Origin of the sequence: Actinomyces sp. 594, assembly GCF_019325145.1 — a bacterium.
Classification (GTDB): Bacteria; Actinomycetota; Actinomycetes; order Actinomycetales; family Actinomycetaceae; genus Actinomyces.
The window spans coordinates 1-23,517 of record NZ_PIZC01000069.1; the positions used below are offsets into that span (position 1 = coordinate 1).

16 protein-coding genes and 1 pseudogene are annotated in these 23,517 nt (G+C 68.6%); 8 read left to right on the forward strand and 9 right to left on the reverse strand.

All coding sequences use genetic code 11. The features are described 5' to 3' along the window. Positions 1–638: 638 nt before the first annotated feature. The 3 genes from GZ998_RS12535 to GZ998_RS12545 form a co-directional block, all read right to left on the reverse strand. Complete coding sequence (locus GZ998_RS12535; protein WP_219110086.1) at positions 639–1,013, reverse strand: DUF86 domain-containing protein; 375 nt, start codon at positions 1,011–1,013, stop codon at positions 639–641. Then, on the reverse strand, positions 1,010–1,495 hold the full coding sequence (locus GZ998_RS12540; protein ID WP_219110089.1) for a nucleotidyltransferase domain-containing protein: 486 nt from the start codon (positions 1,493–1,495) through the stop codon (positions 1,010–1,012). Before GZ998_RS12540 ends, GZ998_RS12535 begins: the two co-directional genes overlap by 4 nt. Positions 1,496–1,578: 83 nt before the next feature. Then, the gene (locus GZ998_RS12545; RefSeq protein WP_219110091.1) at positions 1,579–3,066 is read right to left on the reverse strand and encodes a replication-associated recombination protein A; all 1,488 of its coding nucleotides are present in this window, start codon (positions 3,064–3,066) and stop codon (positions 1,579–1,581) included. Positions 3,067–3,455: 389 nt separating this feature from the next. On the opposite strand from GZ998_RS12545, the gene GZ998_RS12550 reads away from it, so the two are divergent. Next, positions 3,456–4,415: an SPFH domain-containing protein gene (locus tag GZ998_RS12550; RefSeq protein ID WP_162679098.1), complete on the forward strand. Its 960-nt coding sequence runs from the start codon at positions 3,456–3,458 to the stop codon at positions 4,413–4,415. A gap of 26 nt (positions 4,416–4,441) precedes the next feature. Beyond that, positions 4,442–4,684, forward strand: coding sequence for a hypothetical protein (locus GZ998_RS12555; protein ID WP_219110093.1), 243 nt, complete (start codon positions 4,442–4,444; stop codon positions 4,682–4,684). A 532-nt stretch (positions 4,685–5,216) separates the two neighbouring features. On the opposite strand, the gene GZ998_RS12560 is transcribed toward GZ998_RS12555, so the two are convergent. Continuing rightward, positions 5,217–7,763 carry an ATP-binding cassette domain-containing protein gene (locus GZ998_RS12560; protein ID WP_219110095.1) on the reverse strand — a complete coding sequence of 849 codons (2,547 nt, stop codon included), beginning with the start codon at positions 7,761–7,763 and terminating at the stop codon, positions 5,217–5,219. Positions 7,764–7,836: 73 nt separating this feature from the next. On the opposite strand from GZ998_RS12560, the gene GZ998_RS12565 reads away from it, so the two are divergent. The 3 genes from GZ998_RS12565 to GZ998_RS12575 all read left to right on the forward strand — a co-directional run bounded on the left by GZ998_RS12565 (position 7,837) and on the right by GZ998_RS12575 (position 14,439). Then, a complete protein-coding gene (locus GZ998_RS12565) occupies positions 7,837–8,073 on the forward strand; it encodes a helix-turn-helix transcriptional regulator (RefSeq protein ID WP_161923364.1) in 237 nt (78 codons plus the stop codon). After that, positions 8,004–8,294: an antitoxin gene (locus GZ998_RS12570; RefSeq protein WP_257506070.1), complete on the forward strand. Its 291-nt coding sequence runs from the start codon at positions 8,004–8,006 to the stop codon at positions 8,292–8,294. Before GZ998_RS12565 ends, GZ998_RS12570 begins: the two co-directional genes overlap by 70 nt. 130 nt (positions 8,295–8,424) lie before the next feature. Next, positions 8,425–14,439: a DEAD/DEAH box helicase gene (locus tag GZ998_RS12575; RefSeq protein WP_219110099.1), complete on the forward strand. Its 6,015-nt coding sequence runs from the start codon at positions 8,425–8,427 to the stop codon at positions 14,437–14,439. A gap of 344 nt (positions 14,440–14,783) precedes the next feature. Here the strand turns inward: GZ998_RS12575 and GZ998_RS12580 are convergent, their stop codons facing one another. The 4 genes from GZ998_RS12580 to GZ998_RS12595 all read right to left on the reverse strand — a co-directional run bounded on the left by GZ998_RS12580 (position 14,784) and on the right by GZ998_RS12595 (position 19,308). Then, a complete protein-coding gene (locus GZ998_RS12580; protein ID WP_219110103.1) occupies positions 14,784–17,345 on the reverse strand; it encodes a (Fe-S)-binding protein in 2,562 nt (853 codons plus the stop codon). A 769-nt stretch (positions 17,346–18,114) separates the two neighbouring features. Beyond that, positions 18,115–18,456, reverse strand: a complete 342-nt coding sequence (locus GZ998_RS12585) for a transcriptional regulator (protein ID WP_219110106.1) — start codon at positions 18,454–18,456, stop codon at positions 18,115–18,117. Beyond that, positions 18,453–18,872: a hypothetical protein gene (locus GZ998_RS12590; protein WP_161923369.1), complete on the reverse strand. Its 420-nt coding sequence runs from the start codon at positions 18,870–18,872 to the stop codon at positions 18,453–18,455. Before GZ998_RS12590 ends, GZ998_RS12585 begins: the two co-directional genes overlap by 4 nt. Before the next feature lie 97 nt (positions 18,873–18,969). Further along, the gene (locus GZ998_RS12595) at positions 18,970–19,308 is read right to left on the reverse strand and encodes a hypothetical protein (RefSeq protein ID WP_219110108.1); all 339 of its coding nucleotides are present in this window, start codon (positions 19,306–19,308) and stop codon (positions 18,970–18,972) included. 216 nt (positions 19,309–19,524) lie between these two features. Here GZ998_RS12595 and GZ998_RS12600 point away from each other — a divergent pair, with 216 nt between their 5' ends. The 3 genes and pseudogenes from GZ998_RS12600 (at position 19,525) to GZ998_RS12610 (ending at position 21,968) form a co-directional block, all read left to right on the forward strand. After that, positions 19,525–19,899 (forward strand): hypothetical protein, encoded by a 375-nt coding sequence (locus tag GZ998_RS12600; RefSeq protein ID WP_219110110.1) that lies wholly within the window; start codon positions 19,525–19,527, stop codon positions 19,897–19,899. Positions 19,900–19,959: 60 nt separating this feature from the next. Continuing rightward, positions 19,960–20,145: pseudogene (locus GZ998_RS12605) on the forward strand (phospholipase D-like domain-containing protein); the annotation flags it as partial. A gap of 188 nt (positions 20,146–20,333) precedes the next feature. Then, positions 20,334–21,968, forward strand: coding sequence for a hypothetical protein (locus GZ998_RS12610; RefSeq protein WP_219110113.1), 1,635 nt, complete (start codon positions 20,334–20,336; stop codon positions 21,966–21,968). 31 nt (positions 21,969–21,999) lie between these two features. Here the strand turns inward: GZ998_RS12610 and GZ998_RS12615 are convergent, their stop codons facing one another. Continuing rightward, the gene (locus GZ998_RS12615; RefSeq protein WP_219110115.1) at positions 22,000–22,890 is read right to left on the reverse strand and encodes a Fic family protein; all 891 of its coding nucleotides are present in this window, start codon (positions 22,888–22,890) and stop codon (positions 22,000–22,002) included. Positions 22,891–23,517 lie beyond the last annotated feature (627 nt).

Sequence of the window (23,517 nt, forward strand, 5' to 3'; positions counted from 1 at the left end):
GTCCCAGAAGTCATGAGACATCACAGGCACCCAGGGGTACGTACCGTCGTTGGAAGTGCCGAAGCGTTGGTGCCAAGTGCCGAACCGTCATGCGAAGTGCCGAACCGTCGCGCGAAGTGCCGAACCGTCACCCCGGGGTGTCCGGGGGCGATTACGCCAGGTCCGCGCCCGGGCGGTCATCTGCGCTCCGGCGGTCATGCGTGCGCCCGGGGGGCGTGCCGAGTTGGGTGCCAAGATCACCGGCGGGCGTCGTCAACGGTCGCGGTCCCTGTTCGGCACCCAGATGATCCCAACGGTCCCAACGAATCGTCCCCGCGAGCCGACACCGCCAGCCCGAGAACGTCCCTGGTTCGGCGAGTACGTCCGCGTAAGCCCGAGAACGTCCTTGGTCCGGTGAGTACGTCCGCGTAAGCCCGAGAACGTCCTTGGTTCGGCGAGAACGTCCTTATCAGCCCCAAACCCTCCCGAGGGTGGAGGGCTTGGGGATCACGAGGTCGTATTCGCCAGATCGGCGCCCACCGACCCCAACCACCACACCCTCAAACCGGAAGAGCCAGTTAACGGTTTTTTGAAGGCCTTTGAAGTACACGGCGGACCGCTAACTGGCGTTGCAAACGAAAACGCGACCACGGATCTGGCTAACCCGCGTTGTTGGTGGCCTGCCTGCAGGTAGCGCCCTTGATGAGGCGCTGACGCAGGGAGGCAAGAGTAGTGACGAGTATCGGGAGATCGCGTCGGGCGGTTGCGGCCACAATCTTGGGATCAACCTCCAGGTAGCCATGCGCAATGCGATTGCGCGTCCCCCTGAGAACGTGCCACTCGCCCTTACTAGCCTCGTCTCGAATATGGGGCGGGAGTGAGCCGAGTGCATCGATGCCTGCTGCCAGCCGAAGCGATATCGCATCGAGCGTCATCGGGTCTGTGAGGTCGCGCTGTGCGTAGGACCGGGCGAGCTCAAGGTGGTGGAGAGCCTCGTCAATGAGCTCAAGCGGTGTCCGGCTTGTTGGGCTCATAGGGGAACCGCCTGTTGTAGGACCCGATCGCGCATATACGGGGCTATGGCGGAGTCAGGGACGACGTCAACCCCGGTTCCGAGGATGCCTTCAAGGCGTGCCTCAAGCTGCGCCAGTTCCATGAGGCTCATGACTCGATCCATGTGGAAAAGCAGGTCGATGTCTGAGCCTTCATGTTCTGCGCCGCTGGCAACGGATCCGAAGACTCTTACGTGGGATCCACCCGCCTCTTTGATGCAGTTGATGACCTCCGTGCGGTGTTCACGTAACCGACGAGCAAGCGGGGTAGTGCCATGAAAGCGGAGGAGGCGCGACACCTCGGGTTGAGAACGACCGATTTGGTTGGCAATCTCGGTTTGCGTCATGCCTGCGCGATGGGCGGCACGTACTGCAGAGACGAGACGTGCGCGAGCCGCGCGTACGGTCTCGTCGGTCTTCCGGGCGATTGTTGCGAGCTCGGAGGCATGCGAGGGCGCCGACATGACTAGAGTATAGCAATTCTTATATCAGAAGGTAAGTCGAATGCGTGTGACCTGATCGCGTCTGCGCGGCGGTTGGTGAGGCGTCAGTCGTCTGAGCGCAGCTTGGCGCGCAGGTCGTCCCAGTAGGCCAGTCGCTCGCGGATGCGCCGCTCGTGGCCGTGATCGGTGGGCTCGTACAGGCGCTCGCGCTGCTTACGGGGCGGGAGGTCCTCGGGCATGTAGTCGGCGCCGGAGAATCCCTCCGGGGTGTCCGGGTCGTACTGGTAGCCCTCGCCGTAGCCCAGCTCTTTCATCAGGCGGGTCGGCGCATTGAGGATGTGCGCCGGCGGCATGAGCGAGCCGGTTTGCCGCGCCAGCTTCGTCGCCCGCCCCAGGGCCCGGTAGACACTGATCGACTTCGGCGCCGTCGCCAGGTAGACGACCGCCTGGGCGATGGCCAGCTCACCCTCCGGGGAGCCCAGCCGCTCGTAGGCGTCCCACGCGGCTAGAGTCATCTGCAGCGCGCCGGGATCGGCCATGCCCACGTCCTCGGAGGCGAAGCGCACCAGGCGCCGCACGACATACAGTGGGTCCTCCCCGCCGGCGAGCATGCGCGCCAGCCAGTACAGGGCGGCGTCCGGGTCGGAGCCGCGCATGGACTTGTGCAGCGCGGAGATGAGGTTGTAGTGCTCCTCTGAGGACTTGTCATACAGGGGTGCGCGGGAGGTGACGACGGCGGCCAGGTCCTCCTCATCCAGGTCAACCGGCCCGGTGGTAGCGGCGCCTGCGCGTATGGCGGAGTCCTCGGCCGCGGTCGGATTAGTACTCGCAGGTCGACCAGCGGGTGCGGTCGCGGCTGGGCTGGTGCCGCTGCTCTCCTGTGAGCCCGTCACCCCCTGGGAGTCCGCATAGCCGATCACCTGCTCGACCATGCCCAGCAGGTAGCGGCCGTCGCCGTCGGCCATGGTCAACAGCGCGCGGCGGGCGCCGTCGGTCAGGGGGAGCCGGCGCCCGAGCAGCGCCTCGGCGCGGGTGAGGAGCTCGGCCAGGGCGCCGTCGTCGAGCCGGTGCAGCACCAGAACCTGGCAGCGGGACAGAAGCGCCCCGTTGAGCTCGAAGCTGGGGTTCTCGGTGGTGGCGCCCACGAGCGCCACGGTGCCGTCCTCCACGTACGGCAGGAAGGAGTCCTGCTGGGCGCGGTTGAAGCGGTGGATCTCGTCGACGAACAGCAGCGTCCCCTGGCCGACCTCGCGGCGACGTGCCGCTGCGGCAAACACCTTGCGCAGGTCGGCTACGCCGGAGAAGGTGGCCGAGACCTGCTCGAACACCAGGCCGGTGCGGTCCGCCAGCAGCCGGGCGATGGTGGTCTTGCCGCAGCCGGGCGGGCCCCACAGGATGATCGAGGCCAGGCGTCCGGCGGCCACCATTCGTCCCAGCGGGGCGTCCGCGGCCAGCAGATGGTGCTGACCGACTACCTCGTTGAGCGTACGCGGCCGCAGTCGGTCCGCCAGCGGCCGGGTGGGATCGTCGATGATCGGGCCGCCGGCATCGGCTGCGGCGTCGAAGAGCGAGGGGGCGTCCTCCGTACTCATAGCTCCAGGCTACGGGGTGACCCCCGACACCGTCTGCGCGCGGCTACTGCGGCGTCTGCCAGGTGGTGGCGCTGCCCGCACCCTGTTCGCCGTTGTAGGAGCACGGATCCGGGGCGCGGGCTTGGCCAAGGTGGCACTGAATGCACCGCTTTAGGGGCCTGTCCGGGGGCGGGTGCTCGGTGATTCTGTGGAATCTGGCTGTTTCTGACAGTGTGGTGCGCGCGATGCGATTGAAAGTGGTGCATCTGGTGACAGGTGTGGGCCTGCGGGTGGGTGGCAGTACGGGAAGGGGCTTGCCGCTGACCGAAAAATAGCTATCATATTGCTATAGCTGTCGCGGGTGTCTGGAGGGTGTCGCCTCCGCCGCAGCGGCAAGAACTGGAGTCATCATGTCCACGGAGCCCCGCGTCCCCACCGCCCAGCAGGAGTCCAGTGCCGTTAAGGGACGAGTGGACATTGTGGAGCGTTCCGCCGCCAGTTCCGGATCCGGTGTGGCGTTCCTGGTGCTGCTCCTGCTGCTGGGGCTGTTCGGCCTGTCTGTCGCGGTCTTTGTTGCAGGCGCTATCGCCGTGGACCAAGGCAATTCAGGTGGGGTGCTGCGTCTGGGCGTAGGTGCGGTGGGCCTGATCATCCCGCTGCTGCTGTTCACCTCCTTCACCATCGTCTCCCCCGGGCAGACCAGCGTGCGCCAGTTCTTCGGCCGCTACATCGGCACCGTGCGCCGTACCGGCCTGGTCCTGGTGCCGCCGCTGACGTCCGGCAAGAAGGTATCCATCAAGGTCCACAACTTCGAGACCAATGAGATCAAGGTCAACGACCTTGATGGCAACCCCGTGGAGATCGCGGCCATTGTCGTCTGGCAGGTGGCCGACACGGCCCGGGCGGTCTTCGCGGTCGAGGAGTACGAGGCCTTCATCAAGGCGCAGGCGGAGTCGGCACTGCGGCACGTGGCCACCACCCACCCCTACGACGAGCCCGGCCCCGGCGAGACCTCCCTGCGTGGCGGCACCGACCTGGTCTCCGCCGAGCTGGCCGAGGAGGTGGCCGCGCGCGTGGCGATCGCCGGACTGGAGATCATCGAAGTGCGCATCTCCTCCCTCGCCTACGCGCCGGAGATCGCCCAGGCGATGCTGCAGCGGCAGCAGGCCGGCGCCGTCATTGCCGCGCGCGAGCAGATCGTCGAGGGTGCGGTCACCATGGTGGATCAGGCCCTCAAGCGGTTGGAGGCCGACGACATCGTCTCCATGGACGACGAACGCCGCGCCCAGATGGTCTCCAACCTGCTGGTGGTGCTCTGCTCCGACCAGCGCACCCAGCCCGTCGTCAACACCGGCTCCCTGTACGCCTGAGGTCGGCTCGGTGACGGAGGGCGCCGATGACGGGCGGTAAGCGCAAGCAGGTTCTGCTGCGGCTCGACCCGGCGGTCCACGCGGCCATCGCCAAGTGGGCCGCCGACGACCTGCGCTCGGTCAATGCGCAGATCGAGATCATCCTGCGGCGCGCCCTCGACGACGCCGGTCGGGGCGTCAGGGCCGCACCCATGCGGGGGAGGGGCCGGCCCCGGAAGTATGCCGGCGTCGGGGACGGCGGTGTCGAGGAGGGCGGTGTCGGGGAATGACGGCGCGCGTGGAGTCGACCGGTGGAGCGACAGCGCAGTCGAGCGCGGCAACGGGGCCGGAGCGGACTCTCGTGGTGTGCCGGAGCTGTGCCACACTCGATGCGCGTATCCCAACGGCTCTCGCTGAGGAGGACCGCCGCTTTGTGGAGGTCATAGCAGTCGACTGGCGGGGCGCAGCCCGGATGCGTGGTCGGGGGTACCGGAATCATGGGTGTCCGGATCTATGACAAACGGGTCCGGCGGCGTCGGTGACTGCGGACGAATCGCTGGAATCATGCGGGTGCCGGATCGGGGCTGGCGGGCATCGGTGGTCGTTTGTCATCGATTTTGACACCGTGTCTCCGGACAGCCGGTTCGCAGACCGCCGGGCGGACAGTGGGGCAAGGCCTGACCCGGGTGTGGCGCCTGGTACCAGATACGTCTCCATATAGGAACCGAATTCCTTGCCGAGCTCGTAGTCGGGGCCTCCGGGTGGCAGTTCGACGCCGCGAAGACGGAAGCCGGACGAGAAGCTGTGATAGTCCATTGGCAGTCAGCGCCCGCCGTCTTGAGCCAGATGCTCCGCCAAGTAGCGTCCCGTGATCGAAGCCGGGTCGGCGACCAGCTGCTCCGGGGTGTCGGCGGCGACCACGCGGCCGCCCGCCTCGCCGCCCCCGGGACCCATGTCGATGACGTAGTCGGAGTTCGCGATCACGTCCAAATCGTGCTCGATCACCACGACCGTCGCGCCGGCTCCGACGAGCCGGTCGAACACGTCCAGCAGCTCCTGCACATCCAGGGGGTGCAGGCCGATCGTCGGCTCGTCGAACACAAACACCGCATCCTCCTGCCGCCTGCCCATTTCGCTGGCGAGCTTGAGGCGTTGGGCCTCACCACCGGAGAGCGCGGGAGTGTCCTCCCCGAGCGTCAGGTACCCGAGTCCGAGATCATCCAGGACGGAGAGCCGCTCGTGGATCTTCTTACTGCCCGTGAACACCTCCAGGGCCTCGCTGACGTCCATGCCCATCAGCTGCGGCAGCGAATATGACTCCATGGAGTGTCGCGGCGTCCAGAGGATCTCCTCGGCGTCTTCGCCGTAGCGCTGTCCACCGCAGTCCGGGCAGGTGATGGTCACATCCGGCAGGAACTGCACGTCTAGGGAGATCTGCCCGGTGCCGTCGCAGGTGGGGCAGCGCAGTGAGCCGGTGTTGTAGGAGAACGCGCCGACCTTCAGGCCCCGCGCCTTGGCGTCATCCGTGCCGGCGAAGGTCTTTCGAAGATGGTCGAGTATGCCGCTGTAGGTGGCGACGGTTGAGCGGATGTTGGTGCCGATGGGTGAGGCGTCGATCAGGTTCGCCCTGCGAATGCCCTCGGCTTCGATGCGCCTGACGTGAGCGGGCAGTGCCTGCCCCTCGCACCGGGCCCGGAGCCCGGGGATCAGACTCTCCAGCACCATGGTGGTCTTGCCGGAGCCGGACACGCCGGTGACCGTGGTCAACCGTCCCCTCGGCACCTCCACGTTCAAGGCGTGGACCGTGTGTATGGGGGCGGTCTCCAGGAGGATCGTCCCCAGGTCGAACATCTCGGAACGGTCGGTACGGCGTCGGCTCAGCAGCTCCGCACCCTCGGCCAGGAAGGGAGCGATCTTCGAGCGCGGGTTGCGGGAGACCTCGTCGATGCTGCCCTGGGCGATGACGGTGCCGCCCTGGCTTCCGGCCAGGGGACCCATTTCGATCATGTGGTCCGCCCGCCTGAGGACGCGCACGTCGTGGTCGACGAGCACCACCGAGTTGCCGTCGGCGATCAGACTGTCCACGACCTCCATCAGGCCGTCGATATTCGACGGGTGCAGGCCGATGCTGGGCTCGTCGAGCACGTAAAGCACGCCCGTGGTCTCGTTGCGCACCGCGCGGGCGAGCTGGACCCGCTGCCGCTCACCGGTGGACAGCGTGCTGCTGGCGCGGTCGAGCGCGAGATAACCCAGGCCGAGGTCGTTCAGGCGCCTGGCGTTGTCCAGGAAGGAGGTGATGATGCTGTCCGCCATCGGCCGCATGTCCTCGGGCAGGGTGGCGGGAAGGCCCCGCACCCAGGGAACCAGCGCGTCCAGCGTCATGGCGGTGGCCTGCCCCAAGTTCCTGCCCGCCAGCGTGGTGGAGAGCACCTTGGGGCTCAGGCGGGTGCCGCCGCAGTCCGGGCAGTCGGCCGCGTGGAGATACTTCTCCACGCGTTTCATGCCCTTCTCATCCTTGACCTTGGACAGTGCGTTCTCCACGGTGTGCACCGCGCTGTAGTAGGTGAAGTCCATCTCGGCGGCCGTGTTGGTCTTCTCGTTGACGTACAGGAAATGCCGCTTCTCGGCGGGGCCGTGGAACACGAGCTCCCGCTCCTGCTCCGTCAGTTCCCGGAACGGGACATCCGTGCGCACGCCCATCTCCCGGACGATGTCCTTCATGAGCGACCACATCAGGTTCTGCCAGGGGGCGACGGCGCCCTCGTCGATGGTCAGCGACTCGTCGGGCACCAGGGTCGACTCGTCCACCGTCCGCACCGTGCCCGTGCCCGAGCAGGTGGGGCACGCGCCCTCGGAGTTGAAGGCCATCGCCTCCGCGCCGGGGCCGAAGAACTCCTCCCCGCAGACGGGGCACTTGGTCGGCACCATCAGGGCGACGTCCATGCTCGGCGGGCAGGGGTGCCCATTGGGGCAGCAGTGGCTGCCGAGTCGGGAGAACATCAGCCGCAGGCTGTTGAGCAGCTCCGAGGCCGTGCCGAAGGTGGAGCGCACGCCGGGGATGGCCGGCCGCTGGTGCAGGGCCAGGGCCGCGGGCACATGCCGGACCTCGTCCACGTCCGCACGGCCCGCCTGGGTGATCCGACGGCGCGTGTAGGTGGACAGCGCCTCCAGGTAGCGCCGGGAACCCTCCGCGTAGAGCACCCCCAGTGCCAGGGAGGACTTGCCCGAGCCGGATACGCCGGCGATGGCCACCAGCTTCCCGAGCGGCACCTCGACGTCGATGTTCTTCAGGTTGTGGACGCGGGCGCCGCGCACACTGATGGTGGTGGGGCTGGACCGAGCGGTGCCGGTGGGGGCGGTGGCGGACATGGGGCTCACGCTACGTTGAGTCGCCGACACAAACACCTCCATCGCTTTAGCATCCCTGCTCGATGCTTGGTGCATGAGGCGCTTCGATACCAATGCGGCGCCCGAGCTCATCCGTGCCGCACGACGTGACGTGGGGTTGACGCAGACTCAGTTGGCCGAACGCGCTGGCCTGCGGCAGCCGAGTCTGGCCCAGATGGAGTCGGGCAGGCGCCCCGTATCCGACGAAATGCTGGAACGCACATGGTTTCCGGCACCTCGCGAGACTCGTTCCATGGCGGCTCGGACGCCTATGACGTCGCATCAATGGTGATCATTCGGCTGGCGGCACTGTTCGAGCGACCCGAGTTCGCGCCGTATCTAACGGCTGTCACTTGCGAGGAGCGGCTGGCGATTAGCACGACGCGGAACATTGCGGGCAACACGGGTTACCGATCCATGAATGACGACCTGTTCTGGGCTGCGGTGACGCAGCGGGTGCCGGAGATTCTGGACCGCCTGACCGAGGAGTCGGCAGGGCGGGAGGACCGCTGACGGGCGAATGGTTCGTGGGGCGTCGCCCCGCTTGAGCCAGCGCTGGCCGCCACCGCCGTCCGAGACGGCTGCGAGGTGCGAGCCGGAACGGGACTGATTTATGTCGGTGGTCGCGCCTATCCTGGCTCCGATGTTGCCGACGTTGCCAGATGAGTTCGCTCCCGCCACGCGCGCCTGGTTTGACACCGCCTTCCCGGCCGGGCCGACGCCGGTCCAGCGGCGCGCCTGGGCGGCCATCGGCCGCGGCGAGAACGCCCTTGTCATCGCCCCCACCGGCTCCGGAAAGACCCTGGCGGCCTTCCTGTCGGCCATTGACCGCCTCTCCCGGTCCGCGGCGCAGGTGGTCCAGGGCGATGACCCCGCCCCGGCTGGCGCTACCCCGGCTGGCGCTACCCCGGCCGACGCCGCCCCGGACGGCGCCGTACCAGCCGAGCGCCGTCGCACGCGGCAGCCGCGCGGGCGCGGCGTGCGGGTCCTGTACATCTCCCCGCTGAAGGCCCTCGGCGCCGACGTGGAGCGCAACCTGCGCCGCCCCCTGGCCGGCATCACCGCGGCCGCCGAAGACCTGGCCGAGCCCGTCGCCCCCATCACGGTGGGCATGCGCACAGGCGACACCACCCCGGCCGAGCGCCGCCGCCTGCGCACCCGCCCGCCGGACATCCTCATCACCACTCCCGAGTCGCTGTACCTGATGCTCACCAGCGCCGTGCGCGAGACGCTGCGCAGCGTCGAGACCGTCATCGTCGACGAGATCCACTCCTTCGCCGGCCAGAAGCGCGGCACCCACCTGGCCCTATCGCTGGAGCGCCTCGACGACCTCCTGCCCCGCCCCGCCCAACGCATCGGCCTGTCCGCGACGGTGCGCCCGCGCGCGGAGATCGCCCGCTTCCTGGGCGGCATCCACCCGGTGAGCGTCATTGCCGACGACGACGTCCACGCCACTCCCGACGTGACCGTCGCCGTGCCCGTGGCGGATATGGCGCGTGTGCCGGCCACCTGGGACCGCCGCGAGCGGGCACTGCGGGGCACGCCCCACCGCGGCGGGACGGCGGGGGAGGGGATAGGCGCCGGTGGCCGTCTTACCGGTTCGCCTGCGGGTTCCGGCACCGGCGGCAGAAGCGGCAGACAGGCCTGGCGCAGCGACCGGGCGCTGCGCCAAGCCATGGCGGTGGAATCCATCGGGGCGACGGGTGCGCCTGTCGGCGGGCGTCTTGTCGGTGCGCCGACTGCCGGGCAGGCCACTACCGAAGGACTTGATGCGGATGCGGCATCCGTCGGTAAACGCGACACCGGTGCGGGCGCCCCGGCCCGCATGACGGCCTCCATCTGGCCGCATATCGAGCACGCGCTGCTGGAGCAGATCCTCGCCTACCGCACCACGCTCGTATTCGTCAACTCCCGGGGCGCCTGCGAACGCCTCACCGCCCACCTGAACGAGGACTACGCCGCCTACCTGGCGGAGCGCGGCGCCGCATCCGCCCTGGCGGTAGGAGACCAGGCCACCGCCCCAGGCTCACTGGCCGCCGAAGCCCCGGCCGTCGCGGAGGACGCCGTCACCGCCGACGTAGCTGCCCCGCAAGCTCCGGACGTGGCAGCCGACCTTCCCGACTCGCCCACCAGGGGCGAATCCGGCTACCTGGCCGACGCCGCGGTCCTGATGGACTCCAACCTGCCCGCCATGGGTGAGCCGGTCCGCCACCACGAGTCCTGGGAGATGGGGGCCTCCCAGCACACCCAGCCCCTGCCCGCGGGGGCGCCCGTGATCGCCAAGGCGCACCACGGCTCCGTCTCCAAGGAGCAGCGCCGCGAGGTGGAGGAGGAACTCAAGTCCGGCCGGCTGCGCTGCGTGGTGGCGACCGCCTCCCTGGAACTCGGCATCGACATGGGTGCCATCGACCTGGTCCTCCAGGTGGCGCCCCCGCCGTCGGTCGCTGCCGGATTGCAGCGCGTGGGCCGGGCCGAGCACCGCGTCGGCGGCAGGCCCCGCGGGATCATCTACCCCATCCAACGCACCCAGCTCGTGGACGCCGCCGTCGTCGCCGAGGGTATGCGCGCCGGCAGCATCGAGCACACCGCCCTGGTGCCCAACGCCCTGGACGTGCTCGCCCAGCAGACCGTGGCCGCCGTCGCCGTCGAGGACCGCAAAGCCGACGACTGGTACGCCACCGTCACTCGCGCCGCCCCTTACGCGACCCTGCCGCGCAGCGCATTCGACGCGGTCCTGAACCTGCTCGCCGGCGGCTACGTCTCCGCCGGCCTCGCCGACCTGGTCCCGCGGATCGTCTGGGACCGCGCCACCGGGGCGCTCACCGCCCGGCCCGGCGCGCAGCGGCTCGCCGTCGCCGCCTCCGGCACCATCCCCGACCGCGGCCTGTTCCCGGTGATGCTGCCCGAGGGCGACGCCGCCGCCGGCCGCCGCCGCGTGGGGGAACTGGACGAGGAGATGGTCAACGAGTCCAGCGTGGGGGACGTGATTACCCTGGGCACCGCCTCCTGGCGCATCCGCCAGATCGAGCCCGACCGCGTAATCGTCGACCCGGCCCCCGGCCGCAGCGCCCGCCTGCCGTTCTGGCACGGCGAGGGGGCGGGCCGCCCGGCGGCCACCGGTGCCGCAAAGGGCGCCTTCCTGCGTCAGGCCGCCGCGGTCCTCGGCGACGGCGGCCTCGCCGACCCGCCGGAACCGGCCCTGACGCAGCGATTGGCGCGCGCCGGCCTGGATGCGAGCGCCCGAGCGAATCTGGTGGCGCTGCTGCGCGAGCAGCGGGCGGCGACCGGCGTCGTCCCCTCCGACACCACCCTGGTGCTGGAGAGCTGCCGCGACGAGAACGGCAGCTGGCGACTGATCCTGCACAGCCCCTTCGGGCGTCGCGTGCATGAGCCCTGGGCCATGGCCGTCAAGGAGCGGGCCCGCCGCAGGCTGGGGGTCGACCCGCAGATTGTCACCGCCGACGACGGCATGGTGCTGCAGACCCCGCCCACCGACCGCCCGCCGGGCGCGGAGCTGTTCACCTTCGACGCCGCGCAGATCGAGCAGCTGGTGCGCAGCCGCGTCGACCATACGGCGGTATTCGCCGCCCGCTTCCGCGAATGTGCCGCCCGCGCCCTGCTCATGCCGGCCTCCCACCCCGGCCGTCGCGCCCCGCTGTGGCTGCAACGCATGAAGGCCGGTCAACTGCTGGAGGCCTCCCGCCAGTTCCCCGGCTTCCCCGTGTCGGTGGAGGCGGCGCGCGAATGCCTCCAGGACGTCTGGGACCTGCCAGCGCTGCGTGGCCTCATGGAGCGCCTCGCCGCGGGCACGGCCACGCTGGTGGAGGCGGTCACGCAAGTGCCGTCGCCCTTCGCCGGTCCGCTGCTGTTCGGCTACACCGGCGCCTTCCTGTACCAGGAGGACCTGCCGCATGCCGAGCGTCGCGCCCGGCTGCTCTCCCTGGACCCCGACGTCGTCGCCGAGTTCATTGGGGACGGTGGCATCGCCGACCTGCTGGATCAGGAGGTCATGGCGCGGGTCGACTCCGAGCTGCAGCGCCTGGCCCCCGGGCGGCGGGTGCGCGCCGACGCCGAGGGGCTGGCCGACCTGCTGCGCGAGCTGGGCCCGCTTTCGGTCGGCGAGCTCGTGGCACGCTGCCGGGCCGACGATGACGCCGCGGTGGGTGAGGCGCCAGCGCGTCAGGACTCGGACGGTGACGGCAGCGCAGATGCCGCTACGGATGCAGGCATGGATGGCGGAATGGATGCCGGCGTGGCTGTCGCGGCCGGGAGCGATGGCGGCGTGCGCGCCGGGCTCGCGGAACTGGAACGGGCGCGGCGCGCCTTCCCCGTGCGCGTGGGTGGGCGCGAGTGCTGGGCCCGCGCGGAGGACGCGGCGATGCTGCGCAGTGCCCTCGGCGTGGCGGTGCCCGACTGGGCGCAATGCCAGGGCGATGCGGATGCATCCCTCGCCGCGGGAGCGCGCGCTGATGCCTGCGCAGCCCTGGGCGGGCCGGATGCGGCCGACATTTCGCCGAGCCCCATCACCGTGCCCCGCACACCACTGGCCGACCTGTTGCTGCGCTACGCCCGCACCCACGCCGCGGTGACTGTTGAGGCTACGGCGAAGGCCTTCGGGCTGGGCCCGGCTGTGGCCATTGAGGTACTGCAGGCGCTGGTCGACGAGGGCGCCCTCATGCGCCTGGGCGGCGGCGATCAGGCCCGCTGGATGGCGCCCGGCGTGTTCACCAGGGTGCGCAACCGTTCACTGGCCAAGGCACGCGCCGCCGTGAAGCCGGTGCCGGCCGCGGCCCTGCAGCGGCTCGTGCTGGAACGCGCCGGCATTACTGCGCGTGCGGAGGAGGCGGGCGCCGTACCAGTGGCGGCGGGGTCGCGGGCAGCGCCCGGTACCGCCGTCGGCAGCGGTGAAATCGGCGTCGGCGTCGCGCCCGGACACGGCGTGGAGGCGCTCGCGGAGGCGATTGCCGCCCTGGAGGGCGTATGGCTGCCGGCCGGACTGTGGGAGGCGGTGGTCTTCCCAACCCGGGTCGCCGACTACCGTCCCGCCATGCTGGATGAGCTCATCGGCTCCGGGGAGGTGGTCTGGGTCTGCCGGACACCGGACGGAGCCGGGGCCGGACGGCGGGCCGAAGCGGATGCCGGGGCGGCGGACGGGACCGGGGCCGGGCGGTGGGCCGAAGCGGATGCCGGGGCGGCGGACGGGACCGGGGCCGGGCGGTGGGCCGAAGCGGATGCCGGGGCGGCGGACTCTGCGACGCCCTCCGCCGGGGCCGCCCCGAGGCCACCGGCGACGACCATTCCCCCGGCGGCACCCCGCGACCTGCCGGCCCCGGGCCGGGGTGGTGCCGCGCTGGGCGAGATCGCCTTCTTCCCCTCCGACTCCCCGCTGGCCCCCATGGTCGGTGATCCCGTGGGCAGGGACGAACTAGCGGCGCAGGAGCAGTGGGGACTGGTGCTCGCCGGGCGGCTCACGACCGAGTCCTTCGCGCCGGTGCGTGCGCTCCTCCAGCCGCGGCCGACCGCCGCCCCGCCCCGGCGGGTGCGCAGTCGTCGCGCCCGCCGTTACGGCGGATACCGCACCGGCTACTACACCGGCCGCGCTCGCCCTGCGGGAGCCGCGGGCTCGCCGCAATCGACGCAGCCAACAGCGCCGCCGTCGACTCCGCCCATAGCATCGACATCGTCGACCCCGCCCGCAGCACCGGCGCCGCCGGAATCGAGTCCCCGGCGACAGTCGGCTTCGAACGGCGGCGCTCCCACCTTCGGCAGCACCACGACCTCCCACGACCCGGCACTCGCCGCAGCGCTCGCGACCGCCTCCTGGCGCCGACTCTCCCCACCGCAGGCCACGGCCGAGGAGCAGGCCGTCGCCGACGTCGAATCCCTGCTCGACCGCTACGGCGTCGTCGGCCGGGACGTGGCGCTCGCCGCCGGAGTGCCGGGAGGCATCGGCCCGCTGCTGCCGGTGCTGCGCCGCATGGAGGATGCCGGCGTGGTGGCGCGCGGAGCATTTGTCGAAGGGCTCGGGCCGAGTCAGTTCGCCGACCGAGAGACCGTCGACCGACTGCGCGCCCTGGCCGTGAAGGATACGGATGCCGACGACATGCGCTCCGAGGCGGCCGACCACCTCGTTGCGTCCGCCGCTGCGGCGTCGAACGAGCCCACGACCGGGCGGGAGTCGGCACCCCCGCCCATCGCCCGCCCCGAGCCGCCGGTGGTCTTGGACCTGAAGGATCCCGCTTGCCTCGTGGGCGGCGTCGTCCCCTGGCCCGAGCCGGCACTGCCGCCCGAGTTGGCGGCACGGGCCACGGATATCGCAGGCGCCCCAGATGCCGGCGAGTTGCCGCGCCCGGCCGCGCGGCAGGGTGCACACGTCGTCCTGATCGGCGGGCGGCCGGTGCTGCATGCGGCCGAGCGGCTGCGCGCCCTGACCTGCTACACCACCGAGACGGCGGAGCTGGAACAGGCGCTGAACGCCGTCGTCGCCGCCGAGACCCGCGCCGCGTTGCGAGACACTGCCCGCCCGGGCAAACGCGTGGTGGAGACGCTCAACGGCATCTCCGCACTCGACCGGGTGGTCGGCGACCTGCTTCAGACGGCTGGGCTGGTGCGTGACCCGCGCGGCATGCGCCTGCACATCGACCCCTACCGGAGGTGAGCCGTGCCCGACCCGTGCCCGCTGACCGGAGCCCTTCTCGACTCACCCGTCCGGCCGGGGACAGGCTGGCCGGAGGACCCCGCCGACGCCGGGGCGTTCTCTGCTACGCCACTTCGGTGTTGGGAACGCCAGTTAGGGGTTTGCTGAAGGGTTCTGAGGCCTTCAGCAAACGCCTAAAGGGCGTAGCAGACGTTGAACTGGCGTAGTAAACGAGTTCTTCGTGTTCGCGGCTGTGGTGGTTCGGGCCGGCGGTTGCGGTGTGGTGGCCGTGTTCGGGTGTGAGAGGGCGTCGTCGGGCCGGAGGAGTGGACGGCGCTGTCGCCGCATCCCCGGCCGACGGGTCCTCACACGGGGGTCGGCTGCTGGCCGCGGTGGACGGCCTCCAGCATGAGGGTGGCCACGTCCGTGACGCGCACGTCGGCGCCCTCGGAGGCGACGCCGTCGGAGAGCATCGTGGTGCAGAACGGGCAGGCCGTGGCGACCACCTGCGCGCCGGTGCCAATGGCCTCCCGCGAGCGCTCCACCGCGATGCGCGTGCCGATCGACTCCTCCATGAAGGCGCGTGCCCCGCCCCCGCCACAGCAGAAACCGCGGTCCCGGCTGCGCGGCATCTCCACGGTGGTGGCGCCGGTCGCCTCCAGCAGTTCACGCGGCGGGGAGTAGATGCGGTTGTGGCGGCCCAGGTAGCAGGCGTCGTGGTAGGTGACGGTCGGGGCAGTAGGGGATGGGGCGGCGTCCCGCGGGAGGGTGTCTCGGCTACCACCCGCGGCCCTCGTGCCTCGGGCCGCTCCCGCCAGCCCCGCCACGCCTTCGACGCCCTCCCCCGGAGCGCCGCCGACCCCAGCCTCTGCGGCGGGCTTCGCCGTCTGCGGCGGGGCCGGGCGCAGCCGCCCCTCGCGCACCAGCCGGCTGAGCAGCTGCGTGTAGTGCACCACCTCGTAGTGCCCTCCAACCTGCGGATACTCGCGGGCCAGCGTGTTGAAGCAGTGGGCGCAGGTCACCACGATCTTCTGCGCGCCGACCTCATTGAGCGCCTCGACGTTCTGCGCCGCCAGCGTCTGGAACAGGATTTCATTGCCAGCGCGGCGGGCCGGGTCGCCGGTGCAGGCCTCGCCGTCGCCCAGGACCGCGAAGGACACCCCCGCGGTGTGCAGCAGCTCGGCGACCGCCCGCGTCGTCTTCTTCGCCCGGTCCTCGTAGGCGCCCGCGCAGCCCACCCAGAACAGGTAGTCGACCTCTTCGGCCGACTCGATGTCCTCACCGATTACCGGCACGTCGAAGTCCAGGCCCTTGGCCCAGTCCATGCGCTTGCGCGCCGCCAGCCCCCAGGGGTTGCCCTTGGACTCCAGCTTGCGGAACATCTGCCCCAGCTCCTTGGGGAAGGCGGAGGCCATGAGCACCTGCTGCCGGCGCAGGTCGATGATGTGGTCCAGGTGCTCAATGTCCACCGGGCACTGGTCCACGCACGCCCCGCAGGCGGTGCAGGACCACAGCACGTCGGCCGGGATCACCTCGCCGGCCAGGGGTGCCGGCCGCATGGCCACGCCCGTCTCAGTGGGGGCGGCCTTGGCGGCCAGGAGGGCGCCCAGCACATCACCGGTGTGGGCGCTGCCCGCGGCCAGGCCCAGATCGTCGTCGTCCTCCAGGCCGTCGGTCATGCCGGTCAGCCGCCCGAGCGGGCCGCGGGAACCTCGGCGCTGAGCCAGCATCTCATCGGTGACATCGTCGGGCTCGACCCCGAGCGCGCTGGCCGCCCGCAGGTAGGGGGCGGCGGCGGCGTGATGGTCGCGCAGGGCCAGGGTGAACAGCTTGGGGGACAGGGGCTTGCCGGTGTTCCACGCCGGGCACAGGTCCTGGCAGCGGCCGCACTCGGTGCAGGTGGAGAAGTCCAGCAGGCCCTTCCAGGTGAAGTCCTCGATGCGCTCCACACCCAGCTTGACCTCGGTGCCCGCCTCCTCGGCGGCCTCCATGGCGGCGTCGAGGTCGTCCAGGGTGTCAGCGGTCAGCGGCCGGCCGTCCGGCAGCGCCAGCGGCTTGGCGGGGCCGAGCGCCTTGGTGCCGTCGGTGTTGCGGCGCGCGTAGAGGTTCACGAAGGCCAGGAAGCGGTGCCAGGCCACGCCCATCGACGGCTGTCGGCCCACCACCACGAACCAGCTCATGGAGATGACGACCTTGATGGTCGCCACCACCGTGATAGCGGCCGCCAGGGTGTTCGCGCCCAGCGGCGCCAACAGCGGGCCGGTCCAGGCGGTCAGTGGGAAGTGGGTCCAGTGGGCCAGGGCGGCGTCGGCCGGGTCGGCGGACAGTGCGAGCTGGGCGTGCTCCAGCATTCGCAGCACCAACACGCAGATCACCACGCCGGCCACGACCGCCTCCACGAAGTGCGCCTGCCCCTGGCTGGAGCCGGCGAAGCGGGACGTGCGGGTGCGGGTGCCGCCGGCGGAGTCGGTGTTGAAGGGGGGTGCGGCGGCGCGGCGGCGGGTAAGGCGGCGGCGCACCATGATCAGGTGGACGATGCCCGCCAGGCTCAGCCAGGCGATGAGCTCAACCACCCACGCCCACCAGGCCTGCTGACCCAGCCACGGCAGCTCCCAGTGCGGGCCCGCCAGCACCTGGCCGTAGCCGGTGACCAGGGTCAGGAACAGCAGGGGGAAGCTGACCATCACCAGCCAGTGCGCGGCCCGGATCCAGGGGCGACCCTTGAAGGCGGTGTGGCCGAGGACCTCGCCGAGCATGCGCGCCAGGCGGCGGCCCACCGGGCGCAGGCGCTCGCGGGGGACGGGCCGGCCCACGCCCATGCGGTTGGCGATGGTGCAACAGGCGTGGCCGAATACGAAGACGCCGATCACCGTCGTGACTGCGACGATGATGGTGCACACGACGCGGATGCCCATCAGCCAACTCATGGCGTCAGCCTACGCAAGTGCACGGGTGCCGGGGTGCAGGCGTCACCAAGGCGCGGCTGGGATGCGAGTGGGATGTGGATGAAAGGTGCGTCGGGGCGCGGGTGAGGTGGCTGGGGCGGGGCTGGTGGCGGCTCGGGTGTGGGCGGAGGCTGTCGGCGTGGCGGCGGGGTGTCATTGGATGCACCACTTTCAGCGCCGTGACCGCTGCTCGTGCTAACGGTGATCGCGGAATCCTGCGGCTTCGTCGTGATCCTGATGGCGCCGCGATCCGAAAGTGGTGCATTCTGTGACAGGAGTGGGCGTTGGTTCGATGGACGGGACGCGGGAAGGCGTCCAGCGAGGGTGCTGGGGCGAACATGGCCGATGGCCGGGGAGGACGGGCGTTGGTTCTGCGGGGCACAGCAGGTGTGACGCACGCTCAAGAAACGAGTGTGTTGGCGGAAATGGCTTAATTTTGCGGTTTTGAGCAGGCGGTGTATGGCCCTGTGAGGCCTCCTGCGTGCGGCGGGGACGTCGGCGCACATGGGAGACTCCGCGGTGGATTCGGCAGTTTGGGGCGAAATGGCGGAATTTCAGTGAAAAGTCTGGTATTGCGGGAGTCGTGAAGGCGTCTTAAGCGTGCGGCTGGGCAGGTGGCAAGCGCAGATGCCTTGAGCGACACGGCCGGCGGCCATGAGGCCGCCGGCACGCCAGATGTAGGCGGTGTCGCCGGTGTCCACGCCCCGGTTGATAATCGCCGCGTTGAGGTGTGGGCTGGTTGGGGAGCGGGTCATGGCCCGGCGATCGCCTGGAGCGCGGCGAGGTGGGTCTGCCAGCGTGAGCGGCCCTCCTGGGTCAGGGACATCCAGGTGCGGGGCCGCTTGCCCACGTATCCCTTGCGGATGGCGACGATTCCCAGCTGCTCCAGTTGGGAGGCCTGGCGGCTGAGTACCGAGTCGCTGACTTGGAGGGTGTCGCGCAGCGTGGGGAAGTCGGCCTGCTCCACATTGGCCAGGGCGGCTACCAGGGAGAAGCGCACGGGGTGCATCAGCGCGTCAACAAGCTGGTGGCGCGGGTGCTGGGGCGTGTCCCCGGAGGCAGAGGCTGCGGGGTCTGTGGCAGGGCCTGTCATCGGACCTCCCGCAATGCGCCCCACACGGTCACGGCGATTAGCGCCAGGACCGCAATGATGGTGAACCATAGTTCACCGACCCAAAAGACGGTGCTGCCGAATGCTGTCACTCCCCAGACGGCGACCCACGAGAATATGGAGACGCGCCAGCGGCGGGTGAAACCCAGGCTGGCGGCGCGGGCGGTCATGACCATGGCGGCGATGAGCGCGCCGAGCCAGATCAGGAAGACGGTCAAGGGGAGCAGAATCAGCCTCTCGTCGGTGAGGCTGACCAGGTAGATGGCGACGGCCAGCATGGAGCAGAGCGCGCCAAGGCCGATGAGGAAGAAGGCGTAGGGGGTCCCGGCCCCCGAGGCGGCAGCGGTGCCCAGGTGGTCGGCCTGGCGTAGTAGATCGCGCGCCTGCTGGGGACTCACGCTCTGGAATTCGGCGGGATGGGGGCCCGAGGGGTGAAAGTGAGAGTCCGAGGACCCCAGGCCTGTCTGCTGAGGGTCGGCGGGGTGGAGGTCGTGGTCAGGCACAGGAGGTCTCCTTTGTGGCGGGAGTGGGCGTGACTGCGCGGGTGATGACCCAGGGGGTCACCGCACAGGAGATCGTGACGTGGAGTCCTATGACGCCGGCGCTGATCATGTCCGCGGAGCCGTGGACGAGGCCTGTGGCGATGGCGGCCAGCAGCGCGAGGGTGGCAATGGCCAGGCCGGCCGGTACCACAGGATGGTGGCGGGAGGCGCGGGATGAGTGAAGGGGCGGGGTCAACGGGACGTGGGCGGCGCCCGCGCTGCCGGGGGTGCCCGGTGTGTGCGGGCCGACGCTCGCGGCGTGGTCGGATATGAGATTCGATTTGGTTCTCATGGGGCGACAGTAGCAAGTACTTTCCAGATCGGCAAGTAGTTACCGAAGAGCGAGTTGTTTCGCAAGGGTGAGGTGGGTTCCCGCCTGGATGCACCCGTGGCGGATCTCGGAACGGGCTCGGCCTCATTGGGTGGTGCTCGTATGCACGCAGGTGGTGGTGGCCGAGGCTGCAGTGGCCCCGTTCATATCTGGGCACCTCGGCATGAACAGGCACCGATGACTACGCAGACCTCACCCCAGTCCACGGGCGCGACCGCAAGGTCCGGCCAGGATTCCGGCACTGATGCTGCTCCGGCCCTGCCCGAACCCGGGCAGGTTGTGCAGGTGCGGGGCGCCACCTGGGCCGTCACCGACGTGCGCGAGCAGGGCCTGCCCCACAGCCCCGCCGACGATTCTCGCACCTGCCTGGAGCACCTGGTCTCACTGCAATCGCTGGCCGAGGACCGCATGGGTGAGGAACTCACCGTCATCTGGGAGCTGGAGGTCGGCAACTCGATCGTTCCGGACCGCGGCCTGCCCGAGACGATCTCCACTGATGCCTTCGATGACCTGGACACCCTGGGCGCCCACCACCGCGCAGGTCGCGCGTGAGCTCAGGGGTGCCATTGTGATGCGTGCGCGGGCCGGTGAGGCGGGAAGCGGCCGCGCAATCACGCCAAGTTCGTGGTGGTGGATCACCAGATCGTGGTCGTCACGAGCGCGAATGTGTCCCGCAGCGCGGAGGAACAGAACGTCGAACTCGGGCTGCGCCTGGACGAGCCGCTGCTCGCCCGCGCCATCGAGGACCAGATGCGCGCCCTGGAGCCGCACGTCTACGAGCGAGTGGTCGGCGACTGAGTGCAAGGGCGGGTGCGAGCGGGTCCAGCTGCCGCGTGCGCGGGCCGCCTCGAGCCCTTCATGCGCGTCCTCCCGAGTGCTCAGTGCAGGCCGGTAGCTCGCGTCGGACTCCTGTGGCAACATCGACGTAGGCGGCATCCGCCGGCTCCGCCCGAGACCCTGACCAGCCGGCGAGAACCGAGGCTATCATGAGCGAGCGCGAAGACGTGCGTGGTGATGAGAGACAGTCGCAGGCCACGGCACTTGTCGGAAACGAGGGCGATGAGAAAGAGGCCGACCAGGAGCCTGAGTCGCAGAAGAACGAGTCGACGAATGGTACTGAGAATAAGACGGGGGCTGAGCAATCCGGCCGCGTACAGCGCATCCTGAGATGGGTCAGGGGCCCGCGCGCTGCGCAAAAAGATGACTCTGCGATCGTCCCTCTTGACCTTGGGCAGGACCCAAGTCTTGAGGAGGGTAAGGACGGTCGGATCGGCTCGAGGGAGAAACGAGACAAGCGTTATGAGCGAGGCTTAGTCTGGGAGCATGGTGGTAACATTGCTATGCTCACAGTGCCGGGGTTGCTGGGTATTTGCGTGTGGGCGTTGTGTGTAATGATTGACCATCACGGCGACAATTCTCCCGAGCTGTTGCTCTCGGAATTGGCGAAGATTAGGGCGGTAGGCAGGCGGTGCATAGCTGCCGATGTGACTACCGGAGTGGAGGGGCTAAATCGCTGCTCTTTCGGATTGGATGGATCTGTTTCAACGGGGGTGACGTTAGTGTCCGCACTGCTTGCGGCCGAGTGTGCCATAATTGCGGTGTTTGGATTTCAAGTCCGCGCATCTGTTAAACGGGTCGGGCGGCGCGATACGATAATGAACAGCGTATGGCGGACGCCTAGGGGGGCGCTGTTGTTCTGGCTGGCTATGTATTGTGTGTGGGTGCCCGCTTTATACGTCTGCTTGCTGTGGACGCCTGACCCGGCTGCGTTTCGGCAGGGGCCTAAGGTTGCGGTGCTGGTGTCGATCTGGCCCATATGGTCTGTTGCTGCTGTGTCAGTTGTAATTCCGATCTGGCTTTATGGGCGCGCGATCGACTATGTGACGGAGGATGTGAAAGCGCGTCGTCGCGCAATATGGTGGGAATATGAACAGGGGTATCTTCGCGTAATAAACAGGCATGTGCGTTGCCCAGGTGGCGATGAACTCTTAATGCGGAACAAAGTGTTGGAGCACGTTCGTAGCCGGGGAAAGGCTGTACGCATGTGTTGGTGGGTGGTGATGGCGTTGTTGCTTCTTATTGTTCCAATACTCCTCGCCGTCTTTTTTCGCTGGGGGCAGGCCGCTGTAATCATTACCGTGTCGTCGCTTGTCCTGGCCCTCTGTGTGCGTGCTTTCGCGTGGGGGTGTAGTTGGGGTAAGGGTCAGGGTGTCTTTTTGGCGGTAGTTGCGGTGGCGTCTAGTCTTATTGTGGGTGTTCTTGTGTTGCTGACCATGCTTTCGGGTGTCCTAGCTGTGCCCGATTTGCGTCTAGTTGTACGTATTTTAACGGCGTCTGCGTATCTCCTAATGACCTGTTTGTGGATGATAGTGATCATGTGTGGTTATGATGGTGCCCGTCATCCTATTGTTGTAACTTGCGCTCGTCGGGTGATGCGCCGTAGCGATGAGCTGGTGTGGCTGCGCGCGCAGGAGAGAAGACTTGCACTCATGGGGATGGGTGAGAGTGCTGTGAAAGCGCGGCTCGGAGGGCTCCGCCGTGCCGCGTCGCGCAAGCGCCCGTCAAAGCGCTTGCGTGGTGAACGCGTCGAGAGGACGCGTCGAAATGACAAGCGCTGCTGACGGCGCGTCGGAAGCACTGTCACTGAATGGATCAGCTCATTGGCTCCCCTGATGGGTCGCGTCGCGGAGGAAGGAATGCGGACATGACTTCGACGCGGGGGCGCACGCCGTGGCCACGCTGTTTCTCGACCAGCCCCATCTTGACCAGGCCGTTGATGTCGCGCGTCACGGTCTTCGAAGTCTTGCTCCGATACGCCTCGGCTAGACCCCGGTTAAGGATTGTTACGTCATCGACTGGGGTCCAAAGGCCGACGGGCAGGGCCAGCACGAGGTCTCTCATCCTGGTTCGCGCCTGAGTGTGCTGACCATGGAACCGCTCGTGGACGTAGGACTGCCACATGATGGATAACTGCATCTCCTGCACTTGCACGATCTGCTCGCGCAGACCATCCACAAGGCACTGTGCTGCGTAGTGGATAAAGTCCTCTGCCGGGTAATCGGGGCGTACGCTGGTCTGCTCCAAGATGGAGTAGTACATGTCGCGGGTTTTGTTGTAGTGGTCGGACAAGAGATGGGCGGCGGGTACTGGAACTCCAGCACGTATGAGTAGTTCAAACTCCAGCAGGCGGGACATGCGTCCGTTCCCGTCGCCGAAGGGGTGAATCCAAGTCAGATGCAGGTGGGCCAGCGTGGCGAGTATGAAGGCCATGGGCGTCCGCAGGGCGGGGTCGTCGCTCAACTGGGACAGCTCGTTGTTCAGCCATTCGCATAGACAGTCGACTAGATACTCGCAGTCTTCCGGTGGCGCGCCGCGGTAGCGTCCGACCAGCACATCGTGCGTACGGAACGCACCGGGAACAACGTCTTCGTTCTCCGGCTGACCTACCATCAGGCGAGCGTGTTGATCCTTTAATCGTGTGGCTGACAGCGGCGGGGCGTTGTCGGGCAGGCACTCTTGAATGATGTCGTTGAACAAAGACACTAGGTTCTCGATCTCCTGGCGTTGATACGCACGCGACGGTGTAGTTCTGGCTCGCCCTTCGACGATGTCGCGTACTTCGGCTTCGGTCAGAGTGTTGCCTTCGATGCTGGTTGTGCCGTACGTGCCACGCTCCAGGCTGATCCGGTTGAGTCCCTCTGCGAACGAGGGGGCATGGCCGATCCGGCCAGGTGCTCACATTTTGAGGTGGCCTCGCCTAGCAGAACCCAGGTCCTGGGATTCATTCTGTCCGCTCTGAACCTGAAGGTGATCCATGGATGAGTGCTGGGATAACGCCGATTGGGTGTGGTTGACACGATTATGACCACCTGTTCTGACCAATGACTGTGTCCACTGTGGTGGATGGCGTAACGGGCTGTGGCTGTCGGCGCATGCGGGACCGAGGTGAGTGCCTGCAGCCCCATGAACGTGGCGGTTGGGATGCGGGTGGGAAGGGATTGGGGCAGAACAGGTGCGGGCGTCGGGCCTCACTGACCTGTCTGGCGCTGGCCGACATGACGGGTGTCATGGGTGGTTCGCGTTAGGAGGTCGGCATCCCCCGTGTCCGATTCTGCCGCCGACATTCCCGCGCCCGGAAGCAGGGACGCCTGCAACGCTACTTCGGGGTTA